The sequence below is a fragment of the Prevotella melaninogenica genome (assembly GCF_003609775.1).
In the GTDB taxonomy this organism is placed as follows: domain Bacteria; phylum Bacteroidota; class Bacteroidia; order Bacteroidales; family Bacteroidaceae; genus Prevotella; species Prevotella melaninogenica_A.
The window spans coordinates 938,634-959,614 of record NZ_AP018050.1; the positions used below are offsets into that span (position 1 = coordinate 938,634).

Genomic DNA, 20,981 nt, shown 5'->3' on the forward strand with positions numbered 1-20,981 from the left:
TATCTACTGATTATCAGTAATGTTTTCTTTATCAGTAACCTTCTTGGCCATAGTTGGCACCCAGCCATTGAAATCCTTACGGAAGGCAAGGATAATCGTAATGACACCTACTGAAATGCAGGAGTCCGCAAAGTTGAATATAGGTGAGAAGAAGATAAATGACTCACCACCCCAGAATGGGAACCAGTCAGGGAATGTACCATGGAAGAGTGGGAAGTAGAACATATCCACCACTTTACCCATTAGTACAGGCGCATATCCTTCTCCCCATGAAACGAGGGTTGCCGGTGTGGCTCCTTCTATGTAATAGGGTGTAGATGCTGTAAATATCTGACCATAGAAGAGGGAGTCGAAGATATTACCCGCTGCACCTGCTGTAATCATTGACAATACAATGATATAAGCCATTCTCGCTCCGTGTTTGATACGATTAGCAATATACCAAATAAGGAAACCAATAGCAATTATACGGAATATGCTAAGGAAGAGTTTGCTTCCCAATTCCATACCCCATGCCATACCATTGTTCTCGATAAATTGTATTTGGAACCAATCGAAGATATGGATAGATTCGCCTAAATTCATATTAAGCTTGACAACAACCTTGATAATCTGGTCTATTAGGATTAATAGAATAATTAGCAAGGTGGCTATCAAGCTTTGTTTTTTCTGTTTACTCATTAGTGATTTTTATTTGCCATCTTGGATGCTACGCTCAGTGTTGCATGTGGTACTATGCGCAGTCTCTCCTTTGGAATAAGTTCTCCAGTGATACGATCGATGCCGTAAGTCTTATTGTTGATTCTGACAAGCGCTGCCTGTAGTGCTTGGATAAACTTCTGCTGACGTTGTGCCATCTGTACGAGTTCTTCCTTAGTTTGGTTAGAACTGCCTTCTTCCAGTGCCTTATATGTTGGTGATGTGTCATTAACGTCGTTTGTATTCTTGTTCATCAGAATCTTCATCGTTTCATCGTAGTCAGACTTGGCTATTGCCAACTTGTCATTTACTATCGTGCGGAACTCCTCGAGTTCCTCATCGGTATAACGCTTCTTAGTTTCCATAAGGTAAAATTGAATTAGGTTATGAAAGTATTCTATAATATTTTGAGGTTGTTGAAAGCCTGATAATAGGGACGTGTACGAAACACGTCCACTATTGTTTTTGGCTTATAGGTGTACGAGTTGCACACCCCAACTATTTCATTTAGTTCTTTTTGATTTCTATATGGAGGTTGAATTCATCAAACTCAACATCAGCTCCATTATTCTCTGCAAGTGTGATGTCATTAGCAAGAACCTGTGTCTTAATCAGTTCGCCGAACGACTCTACTGCAGCTGCTGCCTCTGCGTGTGGTTCAATAACAACAGAGATGCGGTCGGTAATCTCAAGACCAGTTTCCTTACGGAGGTTCTGGATACGATTGATTAACTCACGTGCCATACCCTCACGACGGAGTTCTTCTGTCAGTTCAACTTCAAGTGCAACAGTCAAGTTACCCTCGTTGCTTACCAACCAGCCTGGGATATCCTCAGAGATGATTTCTACATCTGCTGCCTCAACCTTGATTGGCTGACCTTCTAACTCGAAGTTGAATTCGCCTGCAGCTTCCAATGCAGCAATCTCTTCCTGTGAAAGGGCATCCATACGAGCTGCCACCTGCTTCATCAGCTTACCGAACTTCTTACCCATGACACGGAAGTTACACTTCACCTTCTTAACAAGGATGCCCTGACTCTCAACGAAAGTAAGGTCTTTAACGTTCACCTCGTGCTTGATAAGGTCTGCAACGGCTTCGATATGTTTCTTCTGAGTTGCATCGATAGCAGGAACCATAATCTGTGCCAATGGCTGACGAACCTTGATGTTCACCTTGCGACGCAGAGCCAAAACCATAGAGGTAATGCGCTGTGCCATATCCATACGTGCTTCAAGGTCAGCATCAATCACAGCCTCGTCAGCTACTGGCCAACGGTCCAAGTGGATACTCTCTGAGTTTCCACCCAAGTCTGAATAGAGCTGGTCAGCATAGAATGGAGCGAATGGAGCCAACAAACGTGCAACTGTCATCAGGCAGGTGTACAATGTGTCGTATGCACTCTTCTTGTCAGTACTCATTTCTTTACCCCAGAAACGTTTACGGTTCAAACGAACGTACCAGTTACTAAGGTCGTTGTTTACGAATGAGTCGATAAGACGACCTGCACGTGTTGGGTCGAAATCCTCTAACTCAGCAGTCACACCCTTGATGAGTGAGTTAAGTTTAGAGATAATCCAACGGTCAATCTCTGGTGCATCAGCCTTCACAGCCTCACATGTAGTGGCATCATAGCCGTCAACATTTGCATAGAGAGCAAAGAAACTGTATGTATTATATAAGGTACCGAAGAACTTACGGCGACACTCGTCAACACCTTCTGGATCGAACTTCAAGTTATCCCATGGTTCGCTGTTCGTCATCATATAGAAACGTACAGGGTCAGCACCATACTTATTCATCATCTCAAATGGGTTGGTAACGTTACCCACGTGCTTACTCATCTTGTTACCCTTTGCATCGAGCACAAGACCTGTTGAAATCACGTTCTTAAAGGCAACAGAGTCAAACACCATTGTTGCTATTGCATGGAGTGTGAAGAACCAACCACGCGTCTGGTCAACACCCTCGTTAATGAAGTCTGCAGGGAAGAATGCTGGTGGAACAGCCGTACCCTCATAGCATGAGTGTACCAACTGGTCACGATATTCAGCCTCAGTCTTACCTGTAGCCTTCAAACCTTCTGCATTAATCTCACCCTCAAATGGATAGTGAAGCTGAGCGTAAGGCATAGAACCACTATCGAACCAAACGTCAATAAGGTCTGACTCACGATACATTGGCTTTCCTTCATCATTTACAAGGACGATATCATCAACGTATGGACGGTGAAGATCAATCTTATCATAGTTCTCTTGGCTGAAATCACCAACAACGAAGCCCACCTCTTTCAGTGGATTCTTCTCCATGATACCCGCAGCAACAGACTTTTCAATCTCGTTGTAAAGTTCCTCTACAGAACCAATACACTTCTCGCCACGGTTTTCATCACGCCAAATAGGCAATGGAGTTCCCCAGAAACGTGAACGGCTGAGGTTCCAGTCATTCAAGTTCTCAAGCCAGTTACCGAAGCGACCAGTACCAGTTGATTCTGGCTGCCAACGGATAGTCTTATTCAACTCTACCATACGTTCCTTCTTAGCAGTGTCCTTGATGAACCAACTATCGAGAGGGTAGTAGAGGATAGGTTTGTCTGTGCGCCAGCAGTGAGGATAGTTATGTACATGCTTCTGAATATTGAAAGCTGTACCTTCCTGCTTCATCTCCATGCAGAGAATGATGTTCAAGTCTTCTTCCTTCTCTGAAGCCTTCTTATCCCATACGCCATTAGGATTGAAGCGTGGATCGTAAGAACTCTTTACATAGTCGCCAGCGTGGTGACCGTATGCCTTTTCGTTTACACAAGCCTTAACAAAGTTCTGGTCTAACTCGTCGATAGTATAGTACTTACCTTGAAGATCAACCATTGGACGAGTCTGTCCCTTCTTTGAAATCAGATAGAGAGCAGGGATATTAGCATCCTTTGCCACCTTAGCATCGTCCGCACCGAAGGTAGGAGCAATGTGTACAATACCTGTACCATCATCTGTGGTGACGTAATCGCCAAGGATGATACGGAAAGCCTCACTCTCCATCTCCACAAACTTATCACGACCATCTTCACTTGCAAACACCTTCTCTGGGTGAACTGCAGCATAGTCGTTCACAAACTTTGGTGCAAAGTCGCCTGTCTGCTCAACTGGTTTAATCCATGGCATAAGCTGCTGATAGTGCAGACCTTCAAGCTCTGTACCCATCACACGACCTACGATACGATAAGGAACATACTTGTCTCCACGATCGTAGGCAGGTAATTCGCCACCATCGGTAATCTCACCTTCTGACTTCAGATAGGCAGCTACACGACTTGCAGCCATAACGAGTGTCAACTTCTCGGCATCGTATGGGTTATAGGTCTCAACAATAACGTATTCAATCTTTGGACCAACACAAAGTGCAACGTTTGAAGGCAATGTCCAAGGTGTGGTTGTCCATGCAACAAAGCAAGGCTTACCCCATGTCTCCTTAGGTAAATTAGCCTTTTCAGCCAATGCTTTCCAATCCTCTGTAGGGATAGTAAACTGTGCTGTGACAGTAGTATCCTTTACATCACGATAGCAACCCGGCTGATTAAGCTCGTGGCTTGACAGACCAGTACCTGCAGCTGGTGAGTAAGGTTGGATGGTGTAACCCTTATAGAGCAAGCCCTTGTTGTAGAGCTGCTTGAGAAGCCACCACAATGTTTCAATGTATTTATTATCGTATGTAATGTAAGGGTGCTCCATATCAACGAAGTAACCCATCTCCTCAGTCAACTGCTGCCATTCAGCAGTAAACTTCATTACGTTCTCACGACACTTATGATTATATTCCTCTGTTGAGATATACTTGTCAGATGCATGGTTGTCGATATCCTTCTTTGTGATACCCAACTCTTTCTCAATACCTAACTCAACAGGCAATCCGTGAGTGTCCCAACCCGCCTTGCGATGCACTTGGAAACCTTGCATAGTCTTGTAGCGGTTGAAAGTATCCTTAATGGCACGTGCCAATACATGGTGAATACCGGGATGACCATTAGCTGATGGAGGTCCCTCGAAGAAGATGAACTGTGGTTCGCCCTCACGCTCATCAATACTCTTGTGGAAGATATCTTTCTTCTTCCACGCTTTCAATATTTCCTGATTTGTGCTAACAAGGTCAAGTCCCTTGTGCTCGGCGAATTTCTTTGCCATATTATCTAATTGTTTTGCTTATTTTCTAAATACCTGCAAAGATACAAATAACAACTGAAACTACCAAACTTTTTATTATATGAAAGACAATGCACTTTCTTTCATGCAAAGTATCAGTAGTTGGTCTGTTTATTGTGTCATTATTTCTCCGTTTGTAAGGATATTTTCTATTTATTAATCTGCAAACTCTTTACATATAATAAGGTGTAGAGTAATATTGTGTATTATGGAACAGAATGCGCATGGCTGTTAACTATATATACCATTATAGTATTTGTTGACAGAATAAGCTACATTTAACAAAAATATTGGAAAAAGTTTTATAATTACAAATTAATTATTATCTTTGCACTCAATAATGCGGTCTATAGGTGTATTTATATTTCATAAGTCCTATTTGATAGATAAATATGTTGAATATAAAGATGTTGTGTAAGGTTTTATCTTCATTAAACACCTATTGCTATTGGACTATAAGTAATAGAACGATACAAGATCTCTATTTAACACCAACTAAAAAACAAATAACAGATAATAACTAAATATTAACTTATTATAAATGTAACTTTAATTATGAGTAGAAAATCAGGAGTGTTTTTAATGCTTGTTCTGACAGTTCTGTTGTCTTCCATTTCTATAAATGTAAAGGCACAAGGTCAGGATGCTAATTACCAGTGGATTGGTAATGATATCTCAACGGTCATTGGGAATTCAAATGCAGACATGAACAAAGTTTATTTGTATAATGTCGGTACTGGTAAGTATTTGAATGTAGGTGATGTTTGGGGTACCGCTATTAATGCCTACAATGTTGGTTTGGAGTTGAAATTGAACAGTGTAGGAACTGATACCTATACTATTCAGGGTGCGTTGACAACTACAGATGGAAACTTTTTGGGTTTCCCTTATGTTAGTTCTGCTGACAATAATGCTGACAAGCAGTCAAGCTGGGATCGTGTATTCTGTGATCGTAAGACGGATAATGCAAATGTAAAATGGATTATCAAAAGGGCAAGTAGTTATAGTGCAACAAATAATAAGACTTATACACTGTGCTGTGATAATAGTACTGATCAAAATGGGCATGAACAGCCTGATATTGTAAAGGGTGTGCGTTATCTTGTTGTAAAGTCTGGTGCTTCAAACTCTAATCGTGTTTTGTATGACTATCCTACAGCAGATCCTTCAGCTGTTGGTAATACAAATGGTGAATGGAAATTTGTAACACTTGATGATTTGAAAAAAGCCTTTAAAGGTCAGTTTGCTTCTGCTGAGGCTCCAGCTGATGCAACCTTCTTGATGTCTGATCCTGACTTTGTTAGAAGTCATAGTGGTATTACTAACTGGACGGTAACAGGTTTCTTGTCAGCAGAAGAAAAGGATAATTCTAATAAGAATATTTATGCTTTTAATGTGAAGGCTCCAAATACCTATTATGTCGGTGTGGGTCAATTTAATGGTTGGCCAGACAAGTATACAAGAGTTTATGGTAGCTACTGGAATGCTTCTATAAGAAATCTTGGTAATAATACGAATGCAAATGGTACTGTCAGTCAGAAAGTAACTACTCTTAAGAAGGGTTGGTATAAGGTTTCATGTGATGGTTTCTTTAGCCCTGGTACTGGAAGCGGTATGAAAGCAAGTCTGTTTGCTAATGTTGATGGCATAACAGATGGTCGTTCAAATGTTTCTGCTATGTTAAATGTTTTTGGTAATGAATTTACATATGACCAAACTGACTTGACAAAGATTTATAAAACAGCTGATGCTAATGCTGGAACAGAAAGTCCATACGTAAAGGCAGCTAAGCTTTTTGAAACGGGTAAGTATAATAATTCTATCCTTGTTTATGTGCCAGCTGATGGTGCTAAGTTAAATGTTGGTATTAAGGTTGAGGATTCTTATAAGCCACTTGACTGGACTGTTTTCGACAATTTCCAGTTGAAGTATTGTGGTGATAACGATATGATTTTGGATGAGAGTCAGGCTTCTATTGCTTATCTTAATAAGCAGGGCTTACAGACTACAAATGCTTACACACTTATTCTTAAGCGTACGCTTACACCAGGCCAGTGGGCATCTATCACACTTCCTGTAAACCTAACTGCAGCTCAGTTTAAGACTGCTTTTGGTGACCAGGCTAAGTTGTCTACTTTTGAAGGTCAGGATAATGCGTTGAAGTTGCGTCTTAGATTTAAGACAGTTGACCTCTCTAATGATAATGCTGTTGTTTTGAAGGCAAATACGCTTTACATCATGAAGACCACGCGTGCTGCAACAGTAGCAACTGGCTCATATGAGAAAACGTTGTCAGATAATAGTAAGCTAACTATCTCAGCACCTTATTATACAATCAATAACGTAGTACCTGTTAATCTCACTCCTTCTGAGACATTCAAGGAGGCTGCAAAGGCTTCGTCTACAGTGAATGGAACTGTTCAGTTCTGTGGCTCATTTGTTACTAAAACTGCCTTTATTCCAGCTCTGTCTTATGTGATTGGTGCAAAAGACGGAAAGTGGTATTACACAAACAAAGCTCTCAATGTTAAGGGTTTCAGAAGCTGGATAGAAATTAACAGTGCTGCTCCTGCTAAGGGTCTCTCTATCTTTGTTGATGATGAGGATGTTACTGGAGTTGTAACTGGAATTGAAGGGGTAGTAGCAGCAGAGCGTATCTCTGCCAAGACTCCTGTTTACAACCTCCAGGGACAGAAGGTTGCTGAGAATGATTCTCAGTTGAACACATTGCCAGCAGGCGTTTATATTGTAAATAACAAAAAGGTACTCGTTAAGTAATTATAGTCATGAAGAAAGAATATATAAAGCCTACTACTGTAGAGAGTTCTGTATTAGCAGATGAGATTATGTTGTCTCCTTTCTCAAAGATTGATAACTCTGGTAATAATGGCAGTGATGGTGATATGTTTAAACCTATCGAAGGCAATCCAGAGGACGACGAGGTAGGCGCTAAACCAGAAATTCCACTTTGGGAAGTATTCCAGTCTAACGTGTGGGATGACTAATAGACGTATGGATTACGACAGCATAGAAGGATGTCTTAGTAGATATTTTCTTTAGTGTGCTGTTGCTGTTAGCCATTAAAAAAGTGAGGGGCGATATCAAATTTATTTTGATATTGCCTCTTTTTTTGTTCTTATTGCTTTGACTTAATTTTGTTGTTAATCAGTTTGGGACTTTGACCTTTGATGTTTGATATTTATATTTTCTTTTACTTTTTATTTTATCATAATCTATGAAGTATTCTCCGTGTCTACCATAGCTTTGTATTTAGTAGTTCTCCATTCATTCTGTGACTCTGTGTGACATATCGTTAAAGTCCAAAACTCACATGGTAAACCTTGTTTCTCTATTTTTCTGAAGATTCTTAATTTATGTTTACTATCTTGTATGAATCTTTTTTGTAAATAAAATTCATACATTTAATCTTTATTGATGCTCAATTGGAGTTGAATTAACGCCCTTTAGGCTTGCTAAAGATGCCCTTTTGAAGTCTTATTAACGCCCTTTTAAACGCTAATTAGGCACCTCTTACAGCGCTGTTATGGAACTATTTGATTTAGTGATAGTTACAACTGCAAGCGAATAGCTCTTTTTTTGAGTAAAAAGGTGTGCTATAGAGATGAATTTTGTGTAGTTTTTTCAGCGTCTTTCGTTGTCTGTTGAGACCTCTTGAAACAAATAACGGATGCACAATCGTGCATCCGCATTAACTTTACTGAGAACTATAATAAAGTCACAGTTTATTTTTCTTTATTTATCTCCGTTGAGCTTGTGGTGAAACTTTGCTGATAATGCCTTGTTTTAGGCTATCTTTTTTTGTAGCTATAGCCACAAGTAACGTTGATAATTCTTTATGATTAATGTCTTTTTATAATGTTTTTGTATTATAAATGGGTATGGATAGCCCTGTCATTTCTTCTACAACTCAGCTCCACTTACCAACCTTATTCATGGTTTTACCATTGGTTACACCACGCTTAGTGTATTTTGAGACGGGGACTTTAGTTCAGTTCCTCTTTTTCGTTCATTGTCTCAAGGCAGTGAGGACAGATTCCTTTATAGTAAAGCTGTGTGTCATCAATTCTAAAGCCCTTGCCAATTTCGCCAGTATAGCGTGGCATTTCCATTGCCTCAAAGTCATAAACCTTCTCACAACGCTTGCAGAAGAAGTGTGCATGTGGCTCGGTAATACCGTCGTAGCATACGCGATGATCATCAATGGTAATCATTGATGCTGCTCCGTGCTCTGACAACATTCTCAATGTGTTATAAACTGTTGTACGGCTCACCGTTGGAAGTTGTTTCTTCAATGCAAGGAAAACCTCCTCCACTGTAGGGTGGGTGTGGTGAGTAGCGAGATACTTCATGATTGCTACACGCTGTATAGATGGGCGAATACCTAATGCTATTAATTTGTTATATACTGAATCCACTGTTGTCTACCTTTTTATCAATTTATACTAAATATATTTCCACTAATCATAATAAATCACCCGAATTAAAGCGAATGATTGATAGAATATCACTGCAAAGGTACGAATTTTGTGTAAAACTGACAAATATTATGTTGGAAAAACTACAGATATTGTAGGAGTAGACGAGTGAACATGTAGACGAGTGAACGAATTGCTTGTGAGAAAGACAGGGTAACATAGTAGTTTGATAAGAGAACAGTTTGCTCAGAGAAAGACACAGTAACAGAGGAACGATGGAGGAATAATAACATAATGAGTAACTTATCCACTTCTTAATTTGTATGCAATAAAGAGTGTTCTTATGTTACTTTGTCTTCTTTACAAGCAACTTGTTCACTTGTCATCTTTTTACTTGTGTGCTTTGTTAGAACGGATAAAAGTGTTACTTTTGTATTTGATAAATGTTTAAAGTGTATATATAAAGATTATTTAGGATGAAAGAAGTTAGTTACAAGGATTTAAAGTTTAATCCGTTCAACCTTTTAGGAAAGGAATGGATGTTGTTATCTGCTGGTAATGAGCAGGATGGGTGTAACACGATGACAATTAGTTGGGGACATATTGGCTGTATGTGGGGCCATAACGACCCAACAGTTGTTGCCTATATACGTGCCAGTCGCTATACAAAGACCTTTGTAGATAAGGAAGATTACTTTACGCTTTGCGTGATGGATGCCTCTTTTAAGAAGCAAATGGCTTATCTTGGTTCTGTTTCAGGACGTGATGAGAATAAGATAGAGAAGGCTGGATTGACAAAGGTTTTTGCTGATAATAGTGTTTATTTTAAGGAGGCTAAGTTAGTTCTTGTTTGTAAGAAAGAGTATGCTGCAGACCTAAAGGAAAGTGGTTTTATTGATAAGGAGGTTTTTGAACAGGCTTATCCTAATGGCGATCTTCATACGATGTATGTTGGTAAGATTGAAAAAATACTCGTTCGTGACGATGAGTATCTTGGTTAGTAAACAAGTGAACAAGTAGACAAGTTTACCAGTTGCTTGTAATAAAAGATGAATTGTAAGAGGCAAAAGGTTTATAAGGGAATGAAAATAGGGTATATCCTTGCGTTTCTATTGTTTCTTGTGGCTTGCAAACCTTATGCTGATTATAAGGAAAGAGGACATTGGAAGCAACTGAAAGAAAACGAACGTATAGGTTTTTATTGGCGGCATAATGATAAAATCTATGCTGCCTTAGGCGATTCTGCCGTCCTTATCAAGTATGTTAAGCCTATGGAAGATGTCGATATAGCGACCTTCTATGTGAATAAAAAAACTACCAATGGGATGGAGAATTATGCTAAGGATAAGAAGAATGTTTATTATCCTTTGCATGCAATATGCGTTGATGCTGACAGCTATGGTTATGAGTATGCTACAGAGCTTATTGTCAAGGGTGCCTTTCCCTCTTCTTTTAGATATGTCGGGGATGGGAAAGGAACTGATGGGTATACGATGTATAGATATGGTAGGCGAGAAGACAAGTGAAGGAGTAGACAAGTTTACCAATTGCTTGTAATAAAAGATGGTGTATCATGGTAATAGACATAGTAACAAAGGTAGCGTGATAATTTAATAAGTAACTTGTTCACGTCCTTTGTTATTATGTCCTTTTTTATCTTTTACACAAGCAACTGGTTCACCTATCTACTTATTCATTTTTTTACTTTGTCTTTTTATATAGACAACTTGTCCCCTTCTTCGTTATTCTGTCCTTAATAGGATAGATGTTGAGGCTCCGCACATGTGGTGCTAACGCTTCGCACGAGTGGTGCTAACCAACGGCACAAGGCGTGCGCCACAACAATACCGCTGTAGAAGATGGGATGTAAGTTGATTGATTGACGAGTTTATAAGTAGAAAAGTTGCTTGTTAGCTTCTCATTTCTTTTTTCTATCTATCTCACAAGCACCTCGTAAACTTGTTTACTCGTCAACTCGTTCACTTACTTAATATCATCGTATGCACGAATTGCCTGAAGGAAACGTGCATTGACATCTTCGAAAGTGTAAAGACCGTCAGTGTTCTGATTGAGACCTTTCAATTTCAAAGAGAATATCTGTGGTGTATGTTGCATGTCGAGTAGGGACATCTGCTTAAGCTGATCTGTACTCTGGTAAACAAGGTTTACGGCTATATAAGCTTTGCCAGCAGCGTCAACCCACTTTTCTAAGACAAGCTTTGAACCGATAGGTGTCTTCTTCTCGATAGAGTTAGGAAGTGAATACTCCTCAACACCAAGGGCAGCATCAACACTTGCAATGTTTGAGTCGTGACCACAGAGGAAAGTGAACTTACGATCTTTATCGTTCAACTCATCGTACATATACTGCAAAAGTGGGTGAGCCACGTTAACAGCAACGATAGGAGCAGTGAAAAGCACATCGCCATACACGTCTTTAACCTTTGCAATCTTGGTCCAATCATCAAGTGAGAGCTTATGTCCAAAGGCAGCTTTCAGTGCATCAGGCTCCTCATAGAACTGGAGGATAAAGGCGTCAGAAGCTGAGTTAGCATTCTTCAATGAACCCTTCATTCCTGGTTCCTGATTGAGTTCAAGCGTAATCTGTGTATCGTTATTAACGAAGTCTTTTATTTCTCCTTTCTTATAATACTCGCTCTGCTTCATGTCTAAGACCTTAGCAATGAGGTCGTAGCTCTCCTTCAAGCCTTTGTTGATACCAACAAGTCCTTCTTTACCACCCATAGCATTGATTTGCTTCATAGCCTCAGTGCGGAAGGCCTCAGTACTTTTTGTGAGACGAGGGAAGAAGATTGGATCCATCTTAGATGGAACATAGCGGTGGTTTACACGCAAGTTAGCTACAGGCATAAAACCACTTGAGAAGTATTGTGCAGTAGCGATACAACGCTGCATAGAGTTAGCATAAACGTTTACCTCATCAATAGAAGGAACATAGTTGTCCTTAAACAATCCTGTTTCAATTGTCCATTTGCGAAAGAATTGTCCCATCTCGGTTTCAAGTACACCACCTCTGAGTGTCAGTTCGCTGGAAGCTGATGACCAGTTTGTCCACTCGTGTGGAGTCATCTTGCTCAGTGCAGAACCATTGGTTGATAGTGGTGAGCGGATGTTGTGACGAGAAAGAATAACAACTTCTTTGAGTTTGTATTTTCCTTTGAATGCCTCAGAACGCTGAAGTTGTGCCTGTGCTAATGCTGGACAAATGATTGTCAGTATTAAAAGGAGTAAGAATGAATTAAGTCTTCTCATTGTAGTAAGAGTTTGAATAATTCATAATTTATAATTCAGAATTCATAATTCATAATTATGATTACCATTGTTTGTTGTAAAGGTAGGGTGAACATATCTATATATAGTAAATGTTAATACTCTTCCTTCATAAACATCTGAAGTAATCATAATTATGAATTTTGAATTTTGAATTATGAATTAAAACCAGTCATAATTATGAATTGTGAATTATAAATTATGAATTAATGTTAGAATTTAATCTGCAAACGTGTCTCAAGGATAGAGAATGTATTGTTGTTGAATGCAGCGTTATCTGTTGCGCGGGTGATAGAACCACGAACACGCCAAATCATATACTTGTTGAGGTAATAGTTGAAAGTCAATGACCAATCGTTTACTTTACCACCAAAGATATTAGCGTCCTTATCGGTTAAGGTTGAGTAGTTGTAAGCTGCAACAAGCTCCATAGAACCTGGGTCTGGAGTTGCAATACCTGCATCAGCCATTGTATAGGTATAGCCCTGACCCTTGAGAAGGCAGCGTAAATTGCTATATGCACCCCATGCACTATAGTTTGGCATAGCGTTATCACGCTTGATACCTACGTAGAAGTACTGTGCCTCAAAGCCCAAGTTACCAACTGCAAAGTTCATTTCTGGAGAGAACTTCCATAGTGCTGTAGCGTCTGTGATAGTTGCTTCCTGTGCTGCAACATTTGCAATACGTGTTGGGAATGGAGCCTTCAATGTGTAAGACTTATGGCTGATAGCTGCATTCTTGTTGTAACGTGGTGACTCGTATGCTCCACTGATACCAATATGGAAAATCTTTCCACGCTCGGTTGCTGGACGCCATACCAATCGTGTCATTGCACCCCATGCCTCATTACCAAGCTTGTCAGTTGACATCTTCATCGCATCATTCTCTGCAAATACAGATGCTGTGGCATGGAATTTCTCACCAGCGTGAACATACATGGCACCAATCAGACGACTATTAAAGAAAGCCTGGTTAGCCAATGGCTCTTCCATTGAAATCTTGAAACTTGATGATGTACCACTCTGTAAACCAAACTGGTGTACGAAGTAGCCCATACGAATCAAGTTCTCTTTGTTGAAGTTATATTCGAGACTAATATCTTTAAGTGAAAGACTCTGACGAGCATAACCAATGTCAACCTTTGCTTTCCACTTACCGTATGTTGCACCTACGCCAATACGTACATCAGGAATAGCAGCACCATCATTAAGCTGGTCGTTGAGTGTCTCGTCGGTTGAGTGCATTATACCAGCATCCATAAGGATTCGACCAGTTGGCTTAACAACTAACTTTGGTTCCTCGTCTTCCTGAGCAAAGGCCCCTGCACAAGTCATCAAGGCACAGGTAGCAATAAGGATAATTCTTTTCATAGGGTATTTGTATTCTATAAATTAGGTTTTAAATGAGAAATAGAGATATAAGAAGGGCATAGAGGAGTTAAGTCACTAACTAAAAGTCAATGTAAACCTATTGACTTAACTCCTATGATACCTTATGCTTTGTAAGACTTAGTTTGCTGTCTTAAAAGTACTCTTCGCAATCTTACCCTCCTTCTTCAGCTTAGCAAACTCTTTCTTAGCCTTTGCCAACTGCTCCTGGAAAGCTGGTTCTGCGTGGAGACGTGCTACAACAGCTGCACTGATGATACGTGCTGCGTCTACATCGCTCTGCCAGTGGTAACCACAGATAACACGACTCTGGCCCATCTGATAGCCACGTTCAAGGATTTCATTCTGACGATCAACGTTAATCTCAGAGAGAACAAGAGCGGTAGCCCAACCGATAGCTGTGTGACCTGATGGATAAGAACCATTGGTTGAAAGCTCTTCCTGCTGCTCTGGGTTACAAGTCATCTCCTTGTAGAATGCAAATGGACGAACGCGCATGTAATGATCTTTAGCACTACGTGTAGCTAAATCACCTGCATCCTCACGCATATTCAAAACGAGCTTGTAAATCTCTGGAGTTGTCTCTTTGCTAATTTTGATACCGAAAGCCTCTGAGAAAGCGTTAGGTACACCATCACCACCTACACGTGCATCAGCAGCAGCCTGATCACCACGAGGTGTGTTGCGCTGCATCTTACCCCATTGGTACTGTGCTTGGTCGTTAAGGAACTGAATACTACCTGGCTGTGGAGGTGCTGGGAGAAGCTCGAGTGAACTTGCCTGCTGTCCATCCTGAAGGTAATAGAGGTCTGGTTGTGTACGTACGTCTTTAATCTTCTTAGCTGCTGTCTGTGCGAAAGTGGTTACTGAGAACATTGCCAGCAAACCAACTAATAAGGTTTTCTTTGTCATCTTAGTAGAGTTTTAAATTTATAAAACGGTTTAATTAAAATACAAAAGTAATAAGTTGCTGCAAAGGTAAAGGAAATGTTGTATACAAAATAGTTGCATCTTGTTTTTTAGATAAAATAAACGGATGCAACTATTGTTAATATGTTGATTATCAGTATTTATTCTTATTTTGATAATTTTAGAATATAATTGACGATACTGGTTGGATTCTCTTTGCAATAGGCAGTGAGAACAGCATTGTTATCACCAATCTTACTATGATAAAGGCGGCTGACAACAGGATTTAGGTTACCATAGATTCCTAACATTCCTGGTAGGAGTGTACGCTTTACTCGTGGCATTGCAAGGAGCAAAATAAGCACACGCACCTGCTGACTATTGGAAGCTGTGAAGTGGAATACCTCCTTACAAATTTCTTTATCGGTTGTGGCAAAGTTCTTAAAGAACTTATCTGATACATCAGCAATTTGGTCGGTGATGTCTCGAGTAGCTGATTCGATATCGGCAAAGAGTTTTGAATTAAACTTCTTCATTCGTCGCTCCTCGTTCTCCTGCACAACATTCTCGTGTACAGCAGCATATTCCTGCATTAATTGTTGCAAGGTATTCAGTTGCTTAATTTGGTTGATACGGTTATCAATCGTCTGTAATATGCGAAGAAGTACTATGCGGTCACGGTTGTCAATGTCTTTTTCTATTGACTGCAATTCGGCCGTCAATGCTTTAGTCATTACTTCATAACCCTCCAGCTTTTTAAGTTGTTCGATGCTTTCAGATATATATTCACGGATAACTTTTAAGCCCTCTGGCGTGAAGATATTCTCATATTGATTCTTCACAGCAATGAAGTCAGTATAAACCTCAGCCACAGAGTGTTGCTTTGATTCGTTAAGAATATGGTGTAAGCGTTCTTTCATACCATCATTCAATCCCTTTAGCACGAGTGTGTCTTGTGTTGAGCGATGGATTTTATTAAGTCGTTCCTTAAGTTCTTGGATATGATTGAGCCATACCTCATTCCTTCGGCATTGTTCAATGATAATCTCTATGTTGTCCGTATTGCGTGCTTCTTCTGAGTCGTGTACCATAGAATCACGTTCATAGACCTCAAATTGTTTAATACGAGCTATCTGATCATTTAGGTATTTTACCATCTGAAGAGCGGTATCACGATTCAGTCGGGCAATACGTGCCGATAGTTTGGCAAACTGCTCATTGTTAGTACGCAGACTTTGTGAGCTGACATTAATGCTATCAATTTCATGACTGATACTGTCAAGCGTGTTGCGTTCATTCTCCGTCAGTCTGTCTTTTAAGGTGTCTAATGCTTCCAGACGTTTGCGTAGATCGTCCTTACTCATCTGAAGTTGGCGATAAGTTAATATCCGATGTCTACGATAACTAAAGAAAATAATGATGAAGATGCAAATGAGGGTAAACAGAATGATAGCAATAAGTTGTAGACTTGGAACCTTGTCATCAAAAGTAACCCACTCGGCTGCTTTTTCCTTATCTGGGGTTAACTGTAAAACTCCAAGGTCAGAACCTATATATAAGGTGTTGTCAAGGATAAATCCTGCCTGAGCATTGAAGTGGATGTCTGCAAAGAAACTACCACTATCAATTAGTCTTCCCCCTTTAATCTTATACTTATGTATACCTGTTTCTGGTATTGTATAGATAATGCTGTCATTGATGCAGAACATTCTACAGCTTCCATCGGCCCGGATAGAGTCAGCACCTTGAATTTGTAGATGATGATTGGTAAGGAGGAGTAATTGAGGATTCTGCTGACCGTATGTTAACAGACTGCTGATAAATACTTTATCCTGTGTTCCTGCAACTTGTTTTATCTGTTCCCCCTTTTCTACAAATACACCATTATTGAGCGTGGCAATATATATGTTGTCGCTATTTTGTGCCTGATGAAAAGCGGTTATATATCTGTTGTTCATCGCCTTAATGGTATCTGTCTTACCATTTTGGGTATCAATGGATAATAGATAGTCTTGCACACCAAGGAGTATTCTGCTTTGGTGGGACAGAAGTGCCATAGAGGTGATACGTGTCTTTGGTTTCGCCAGTAGCTGTGGACGCTTAAAGAGCTGATTGACAAGGTAATGATTACCAAGGCTTAGCCTGAATAGCTGGTTATTAGCATTATAGTAATAAATGTCCTCGCCATTGGCATACATCTCCTTTGGCAACTCATCGTTCTCAAAATCATAAATCTTTGTAGCTACTTGTTCTCCTGCTTTTTGACGGAATAACTCATGTTGGTTATTAACATAGAGAAGGTCTTTGTCGGATACACAAGCAGCAATGATAGGAGGGTTAGCATTAAAGAAACCAAGATGGTGTGGAATACGCCATATAGCATTCTTTGTCAGCAAGATAGAAAAGCCATTACCATCGTCGGCAATAGATATTTGATGCGGATTGTCAGGAATATTATTTCGCAATGGAATACTAACAAAACGCTCTAAGTTGTCGGATAATAGTATTGTAGACGATGTGATGAAATAGTAGGTTGAACTGGCTTTATAGAAGGAAAGTACCGATTGGGGCAGCGAGAACGTCTTACTCTCTGTACCATCAAATCCTTCGATAGTCAACTGCTTATCAGATAAAATGTAGAGTTTTCCATCATAGATAGCAACATTGCGTATGTTCTCCCCTTTGTGTCGTAGTTCTATTTTCTTCGTAGGGAGATTTATGCTTATTACGCCAGCTTGCGTTGAAGCAAAAAGCCATTTATTCCCAACATGACAGAGGTTATTTACCAAAAAAGGTTCATAATATTGACTTGTGTCGTTTATATGGATAGGGTAGAGGGGCTTTAATCCTTGCTGTTGCTGATTAAGCGGCATGGAGAAAAGTCCTTGAGAAGTAGCAACAAAGAGATTGCCGTCTATTATTTCAATACTATATGGAGAGTATCGGCTGCCTTTGCTTGGAATCTCAAAGGTTGTCTTATGAATGAGCGTGTCGCCAGCTATGTTCCATAATTGTAAACCAGCATTACGTGTTGCCACCCATATCTGATTGCTTTGGTTGGAATCACGCTCAATGTCATAGATGCGGTCTAACCCCGTGTAGAAACGCTTCCTATTCTGTCCGTTGATATGCCATATAACACCTGTCTCGCCGCCTATCCAGTATCCATTCTTATCTATAGATAGCGTTGACAATCGGTCATCATAGTGGAATTCCCGCTCTGATAATGACCGTGAAGTAGTTGTCTCCTTGCAGCCTGTGATGATAAATAATAGCATCAAACAAAGCCAATTAACAAGTAAACGCTTCTTTGTCCTTATGTTATATTTTGTAGTCATTAGATTCTACTTTGTCTGCAAAGATAACGAATTACTCCAGAAATGTGATATGATATTTTATATTGTTTGCAGAAAAATGATGCTTCGGATGTGTTTTCTTATTAAATGAATATCTATTCTATCTTGCTACAGAGTGGTATATATTTCTAACATAAGTCTTTCTTTAGTGCTTTTCCGTATCTTATAGTACTCATAATGAGCCTCATTTATGATTTTCTATCGTTGTGTTGATGCTGCGCACATGTTGTGCTGATGCTTCGCACATAATGTGCTAAGGGTAAACACCAATGGTGTTGATGCTAAATCGCTTTGCAATATGTAGACAAAGTAAATGCAAGTCTTAGTTATATAAGCCAAAGTAAGCAATCTTAAACTATTAAGAATATTCTTCTGTTTATTGCATAAGAAAAGGGGATGTAACGCTACATCCCCTTTACTATAATCGTCTATCTCTTATTATTTTTCAAGATTCGTTGTGCACAGTCTGCTAAAACTACCACTGCGCCTGCTAAAATACATACATCCTTGATGACAAGTCGACCTGCACCCGTAAGTAATGGGAATCCGTGCTCGCCACTACCTAAGTCTGGTACCCATGTTTCAGGGGTCGTGACAAGGAAGGATAGCGTTCCGAATGTCATGATAATAACCAGTCCGGAGCCTACAAAACCAATCTTAGGGAACCAAATACCCAATAATGTCAAGATACCGAATGACATGATAGCAATACCTAAGCCATGTGAGAAGGTGTAAGTATTATTTGCCTTGTGCCACTCATGCTTAACTTGATCAAACTCACCTTCTTTGAGTTTGTAGTCCTTATATTCAGGTGCATCCTTTGAATAGAAGAAACTCATAAAAGGACTGTTAGCAACGAAAGGTACAATACCCTCTGCCTCATAGTTCCAGAACTTCAAACCACCAATCCATACGAAGATGATAAAGATGGCAATACGTATCAAATGAATACCTGTACCCTTCAGCGATGCTGCGGTGTTAAGAACGAAATCTAATAATAATTTTACTTTGTTCATAATCTGTTTTTTATTGACTTTATGTCTTGAATTTATATTTGTGTTTGTGGGTTTTACCCAGCAATTTATAGATTAAGTTTAGTCTTATCCTATTCCTTTAACCTATTTTTATCCTTATGTTTGGATTTGTCGGCAAAGATATATATTTATCTTCAAACTGCAAAGAATTATTTTGTATTTATTCCAAATAAATCTTCACAATCCTTACTTTTCATACTTTTTTAAGTACTAATTACCTGAAAATACCATGTTTGTGGTATCTATTATATACCCTCTTTTCCCCTTCATCAGTATGTTTCTCTATTGTATTTGAAAAAAATCAGTACCTTTGTGGTATCTAAAACAACGATATTGTTCGCCTTCTGTTTCCACTCGTGTTGTGATTTGCTTGAAAATCAGTACCTTTGTGGTATCTAAAACAACGGCGAATTGACTGCAAACCTTAATCTACGTGTTGTGATTTGCTTGAAAATCAGTACCTTTGTGGTATCTAAAACAACGCACGATTAGCAGCTGTTTTAGCGTCTGAAGTTGTGATTTGCTTGAAAATCAGTACCTTTGTGGTATCTAAAACAACCCCCTTTTATAGCACATTTGCAAAGTAAACGTTGTGATTTGCTTGAAAATCAGTACCTTTGTGGTATCTAAAACAACTGAGCATCTGAGCCGTTAATACTGATAGGCGTTGTGATTTGCTTGAAAATCAGTACCTTTGTGGTATCTAAAACAACTTTAAGAGGCAAAAGAGAGAACAGGCAGCCGTTGTGATTTGCTTGAAAATCAGTACCTTTGTGGTATCTAAAACAACGCGTGGTTATTCTGAACAAAATATGCGTGCGTTGTGATTTGCTTGAAAATCAGTACCTTTGTGGTATCTAAAACAACCAAAGCGACTTATAAGACACAAAGAAAAAGGTTGTGATTTGCTTGAAAATCAGTACCTTTGTGGTATCTAAAACAACAATAGTCAGCGGTACAATTTAGTTCACGGCGTTGTGATTTGCTTGAAAATCAGTACCTTTGTGGTATCTAAAACAACCATTTTGCCCTAAGCCAGTAAGGAAGTCACGTTGTGATTTGCTTGAAAATCAGTACCTTTGTGGTATCTAAAACAACGGACGAACTTTATTGTATTCTAAAGAATCAGTTGTGATTTGCTTGAAAATCAGTACCTTTGTGGTATCTAAAACAACGTTGGTTTCATGCCAGTTAACCAATCCTTAGTTGTGATTTGCTTGAAAATCAGTACCTTTGTGGTATCTAAAACAACTTGCATAACTTACTACATCTATCATATCTCGTTGTGATTTGCTTGAAAATCAGTACCTTTGTGGTATCTAAAACAACAGACAACTCGTCACACTTTAATCATGTCTGGTTGTGATTTGCTTGAAAATCAGTACCTTTGTGGTATCTAAAACAACAATACTCCTTTGTCCTCATTGTGATTAAGTGTTGTGATTTGCTTGAAAATCAGTACCTTTGTGGTATCTAAAACAACTTATATAGAAATGGTCACCAGCTACAGCAGGTTGTGATTTGCTTGAAAATCAGTACCTTTGTGGTATCTAAAACAACTTGTAATAGGAACAAAACTATCGGTTTGCTGTTGTGATTTGCTTGAAAATCAGTACCTTTGTGGTATCTAAAACAACCTTGTTCAACAGGCAATTTAACAAGAGCGTGTTGTGA

13 protein-coding genes and 1 CRISPR repeat array (1 of these 14 only partly in view) are annotated in these 20,981 nt (G+C 39.4%); of the genes, 4 read left to right on the forward strand and 9 right to left on the reverse strand.

The annotated features are described in order from the left end of the window. Positions 1-3: 3 nt before the first annotated feature. The 3 genes from PMEL_RS10470 to ileS form a co-directional block, all read right to left on the reverse strand. Positions 4-681, reverse strand: coding sequence for a lipoprotein signal peptidase (locus tag PMEL_RS10470; protein ID WP_120175202.1), 678 nt, complete (start codon positions 679-681; stop codon positions 4-6). Continuing rightward, positions 681-1,064, reverse strand: a complete 384-nt coding sequence (locus PMEL_RS10475; RefSeq protein WP_013265473.1) for a TraR/DksA family transcriptional regulator — start codon at positions 1,062-1,064, stop codon at positions 681-683. Before PMEL_RS10475 ends, PMEL_RS10470 begins: the two co-directional genes overlap by 1 nt. A gap of 142 nt (positions 1,065-1,206) precedes the next feature. Further along, the gene (gene ileS, locus PMEL_RS10480) at positions 1,207-4,872 is read right to left on the reverse strand and encodes an isoleucine--tRNA ligase (protein WP_120175203.1); all 3,666 of its coding nucleotides are present in this window, start codon (positions 4,870-4,872) and stop codon (positions 1,207-1,209) included. Between the two features lie 573 nt (positions 4,873-5,445). Between ileS and PMEL_RS10485 the strand changes: the two genes are divergently transcribed. Both PMEL_RS10485 and PMEL_RS10490 read left to right on the forward strand, forming a co-directional pair. Then, positions 5,446-7,668 (forward strand): adhesin, encoded by a 2,223-nt coding sequence (locus PMEL_RS10485; RefSeq protein WP_231999429.1) that lies wholly within the window; start codon positions 5,446-5,448, stop codon positions 7,666-7,668. 8 nt (positions 7,669-7,676) lie between these two features. Next, positions 7,677-7,895 (forward strand): hypothetical protein, encoded by a 219-nt coding sequence (locus PMEL_RS10490; protein ID WP_120175205.1) that lies wholly within the window; start codon positions 7,677-7,679, stop codon positions 7,893-7,895. A gap of 999 nt (positions 7,896-8,894) precedes the next feature. Here the strand turns inward: PMEL_RS10490 and PMEL_RS10495 are convergent. Next, entirely contained in the window at positions 8,895-9,326 is a 432-nt protein-coding gene (locus tag PMEL_RS10495) for a Fur family transcriptional regulator (RefSeq protein WP_004360246.1), read from the reverse strand. A 476-nt stretch (positions 9,327-9,802) separates the two neighbouring features. Between PMEL_RS10495 and PMEL_RS10500 the strand changes: the two genes are divergently transcribed. Further along, a complete protein-coding gene (locus PMEL_RS10500) occupies positions 9,803-10,327 on the forward strand; it encodes a flavin reductase family protein (protein ID WP_120175206.1) in 525 nt (174 codons plus the stop codon). Positions 10,328-10,408: 81 nt separating this feature from the next. Further along, entirely contained in the window at positions 10,409-10,852 is a 444-nt protein-coding gene (locus PMEL_RS10505) for a hypothetical protein (protein WP_120175549.1), read from the forward strand. 457 nt (positions 10,853-11,309) lie between these two features. Here PMEL_RS10505 and PMEL_RS10510 read toward each other — a convergent pair whose 3' ends face one another. From PMEL_RS10510 to PMEL_RS10530, 5 genes are all read right to left on the reverse strand, one after another. Continuing rightward, positions 11,310-12,599 (reverse strand): histidine-type phosphatase, encoded by a 1,290-nt coding sequence (locus PMEL_RS10510; protein WP_120175207.1) that lies wholly within the window; start codon positions 12,597-12,599, stop codon positions 11,310-11,312. A gap of 230 nt (positions 12,600-12,829) precedes the next feature. Beyond that, positions 12,830-13,990, reverse strand: a complete 1,161-nt coding sequence (locus PMEL_RS10515) for an OprO/OprP family phosphate-selective porin (protein ID WP_120175208.1) — start codon at positions 13,988-13,990, stop codon at positions 12,830-12,832. A gap of 138 nt (positions 13,991-14,128) precedes the next feature. After that, a complete protein-coding gene (locus PMEL_RS10520) occupies positions 14,129-14,920 on the reverse strand; it encodes an acid phosphatase (RefSeq protein WP_120175209.1) in 792 nt (263 codons plus the stop codon). A gap of 164 nt (positions 14,921-15,084) precedes the next feature. Continuing rightward, positions 15,085-18,255 carry a hypothetical protein gene (locus tag PMEL_RS10525; RefSeq protein ID WP_231999430.1) on the reverse strand — a complete coding sequence of 1,057 codons (3,171 nt, stop codon included), beginning with the start codon at positions 18,253-18,255 and terminating at the stop codon, positions 15,085-15,087. A gap of 446 nt (positions 18,256-18,701) precedes the next feature. Next, entirely contained in the window at positions 18,702-19,289 is a 588-nt protein-coding gene (locus tag PMEL_RS10530) for a DUF417 family protein (protein WP_120175210.1), read from the reverse strand. 376 nt (positions 19,290-19,665) lie between these two features. Then, positions 19,666-20,981: a CRISPR direct-repeat array (repeat unit 47 nt; unit sequence GTTGTGATTTGCTTGAAAATCAGTACCTTTGTGGTATCTAAAACAAC); it runs 425 nt beyond the window's last position.

Bases quoted from the DNA above. Each gene is read 5' to 3' on its own strand.
- PMEL_RS10470 (WP_120175202.1), bottom strand. From the start codon at position 681: ATGAGTAAACAGAAAAAACAAAGCTTGATAGCCACCTTGCTAATTATT.
- PMEL_RS10475 (WP_013265473.1), bottom strand. From the start codon at position 1,064: ATGGAAACTAAGAAGCGTTATACCGATGAGGAACTCGAGGAGTTCCGC.
- ileS (WP_120175203.1), bottom strand. From the start codon at position 4,872: ATGGCAAAGAAATTCGCCGAGCACAAGGGACTTGACCTTGTTAGCACA.
- PMEL_RS10485 (WP_231999429.1), top strand. From the start codon at position 5,446: ATGAGTAGAAAATCAGGAGTGTTTTTAATGCTTGTTCTGACAGTTCTG.
- PMEL_RS10490 (WP_120175205.1), top strand. From the start codon at position 7,677: ATGAAGAAAGAATATATAAAGCCTACTACTGTAGAGAGTTCTGTATTA.
- PMEL_RS10500 (WP_120175206.1), top strand. From the start codon at position 9,803: ATGAAAGAAGTTAGTTACAAGGATTTAAAGTTTAATCCGTTCAACCTT.
- PMEL_RS10505 (WP_120175549.1), top strand. From the start codon at position 10,409: ATGAAAATAGGGTATATCCTTGCGTTTCTATTGTTTCTTGTGGCTTGC.
- PMEL_RS10510 (WP_120175207.1), bottom strand. From the start codon at position 12,599: ATGAGAAGACTTAATTCATTCTTACTCCTTTTAATACTGACAATCATT.
- PMEL_RS10515 (WP_120175208.1), bottom strand. From the start codon at position 13,990: ATGAAAAGAATTATCCTTATTGCTACCTGTGCCTTGATGACTTGTGCA.
- PMEL_RS10520 (WP_120175209.1), bottom strand. From the start codon at position 14,920: ATGACAAAGAAAACCTTATTAGTTGGTTTGCTGGCAATGTTCTCAGTA.
- PMEL_RS10525 (WP_231999430.1), bottom strand. From the start codon at position 18,255: ATGACTACAAAATATAACATAAGGACAAAGAAGCGTTTACTTGTTAAT.
- PMEL_RS10530 (WP_120175210.1), bottom strand. From the start codon at position 19,289: ATGAACAAAGTAAAATTATTATTAGATTTCGTTCTTAACACCGCAGCA.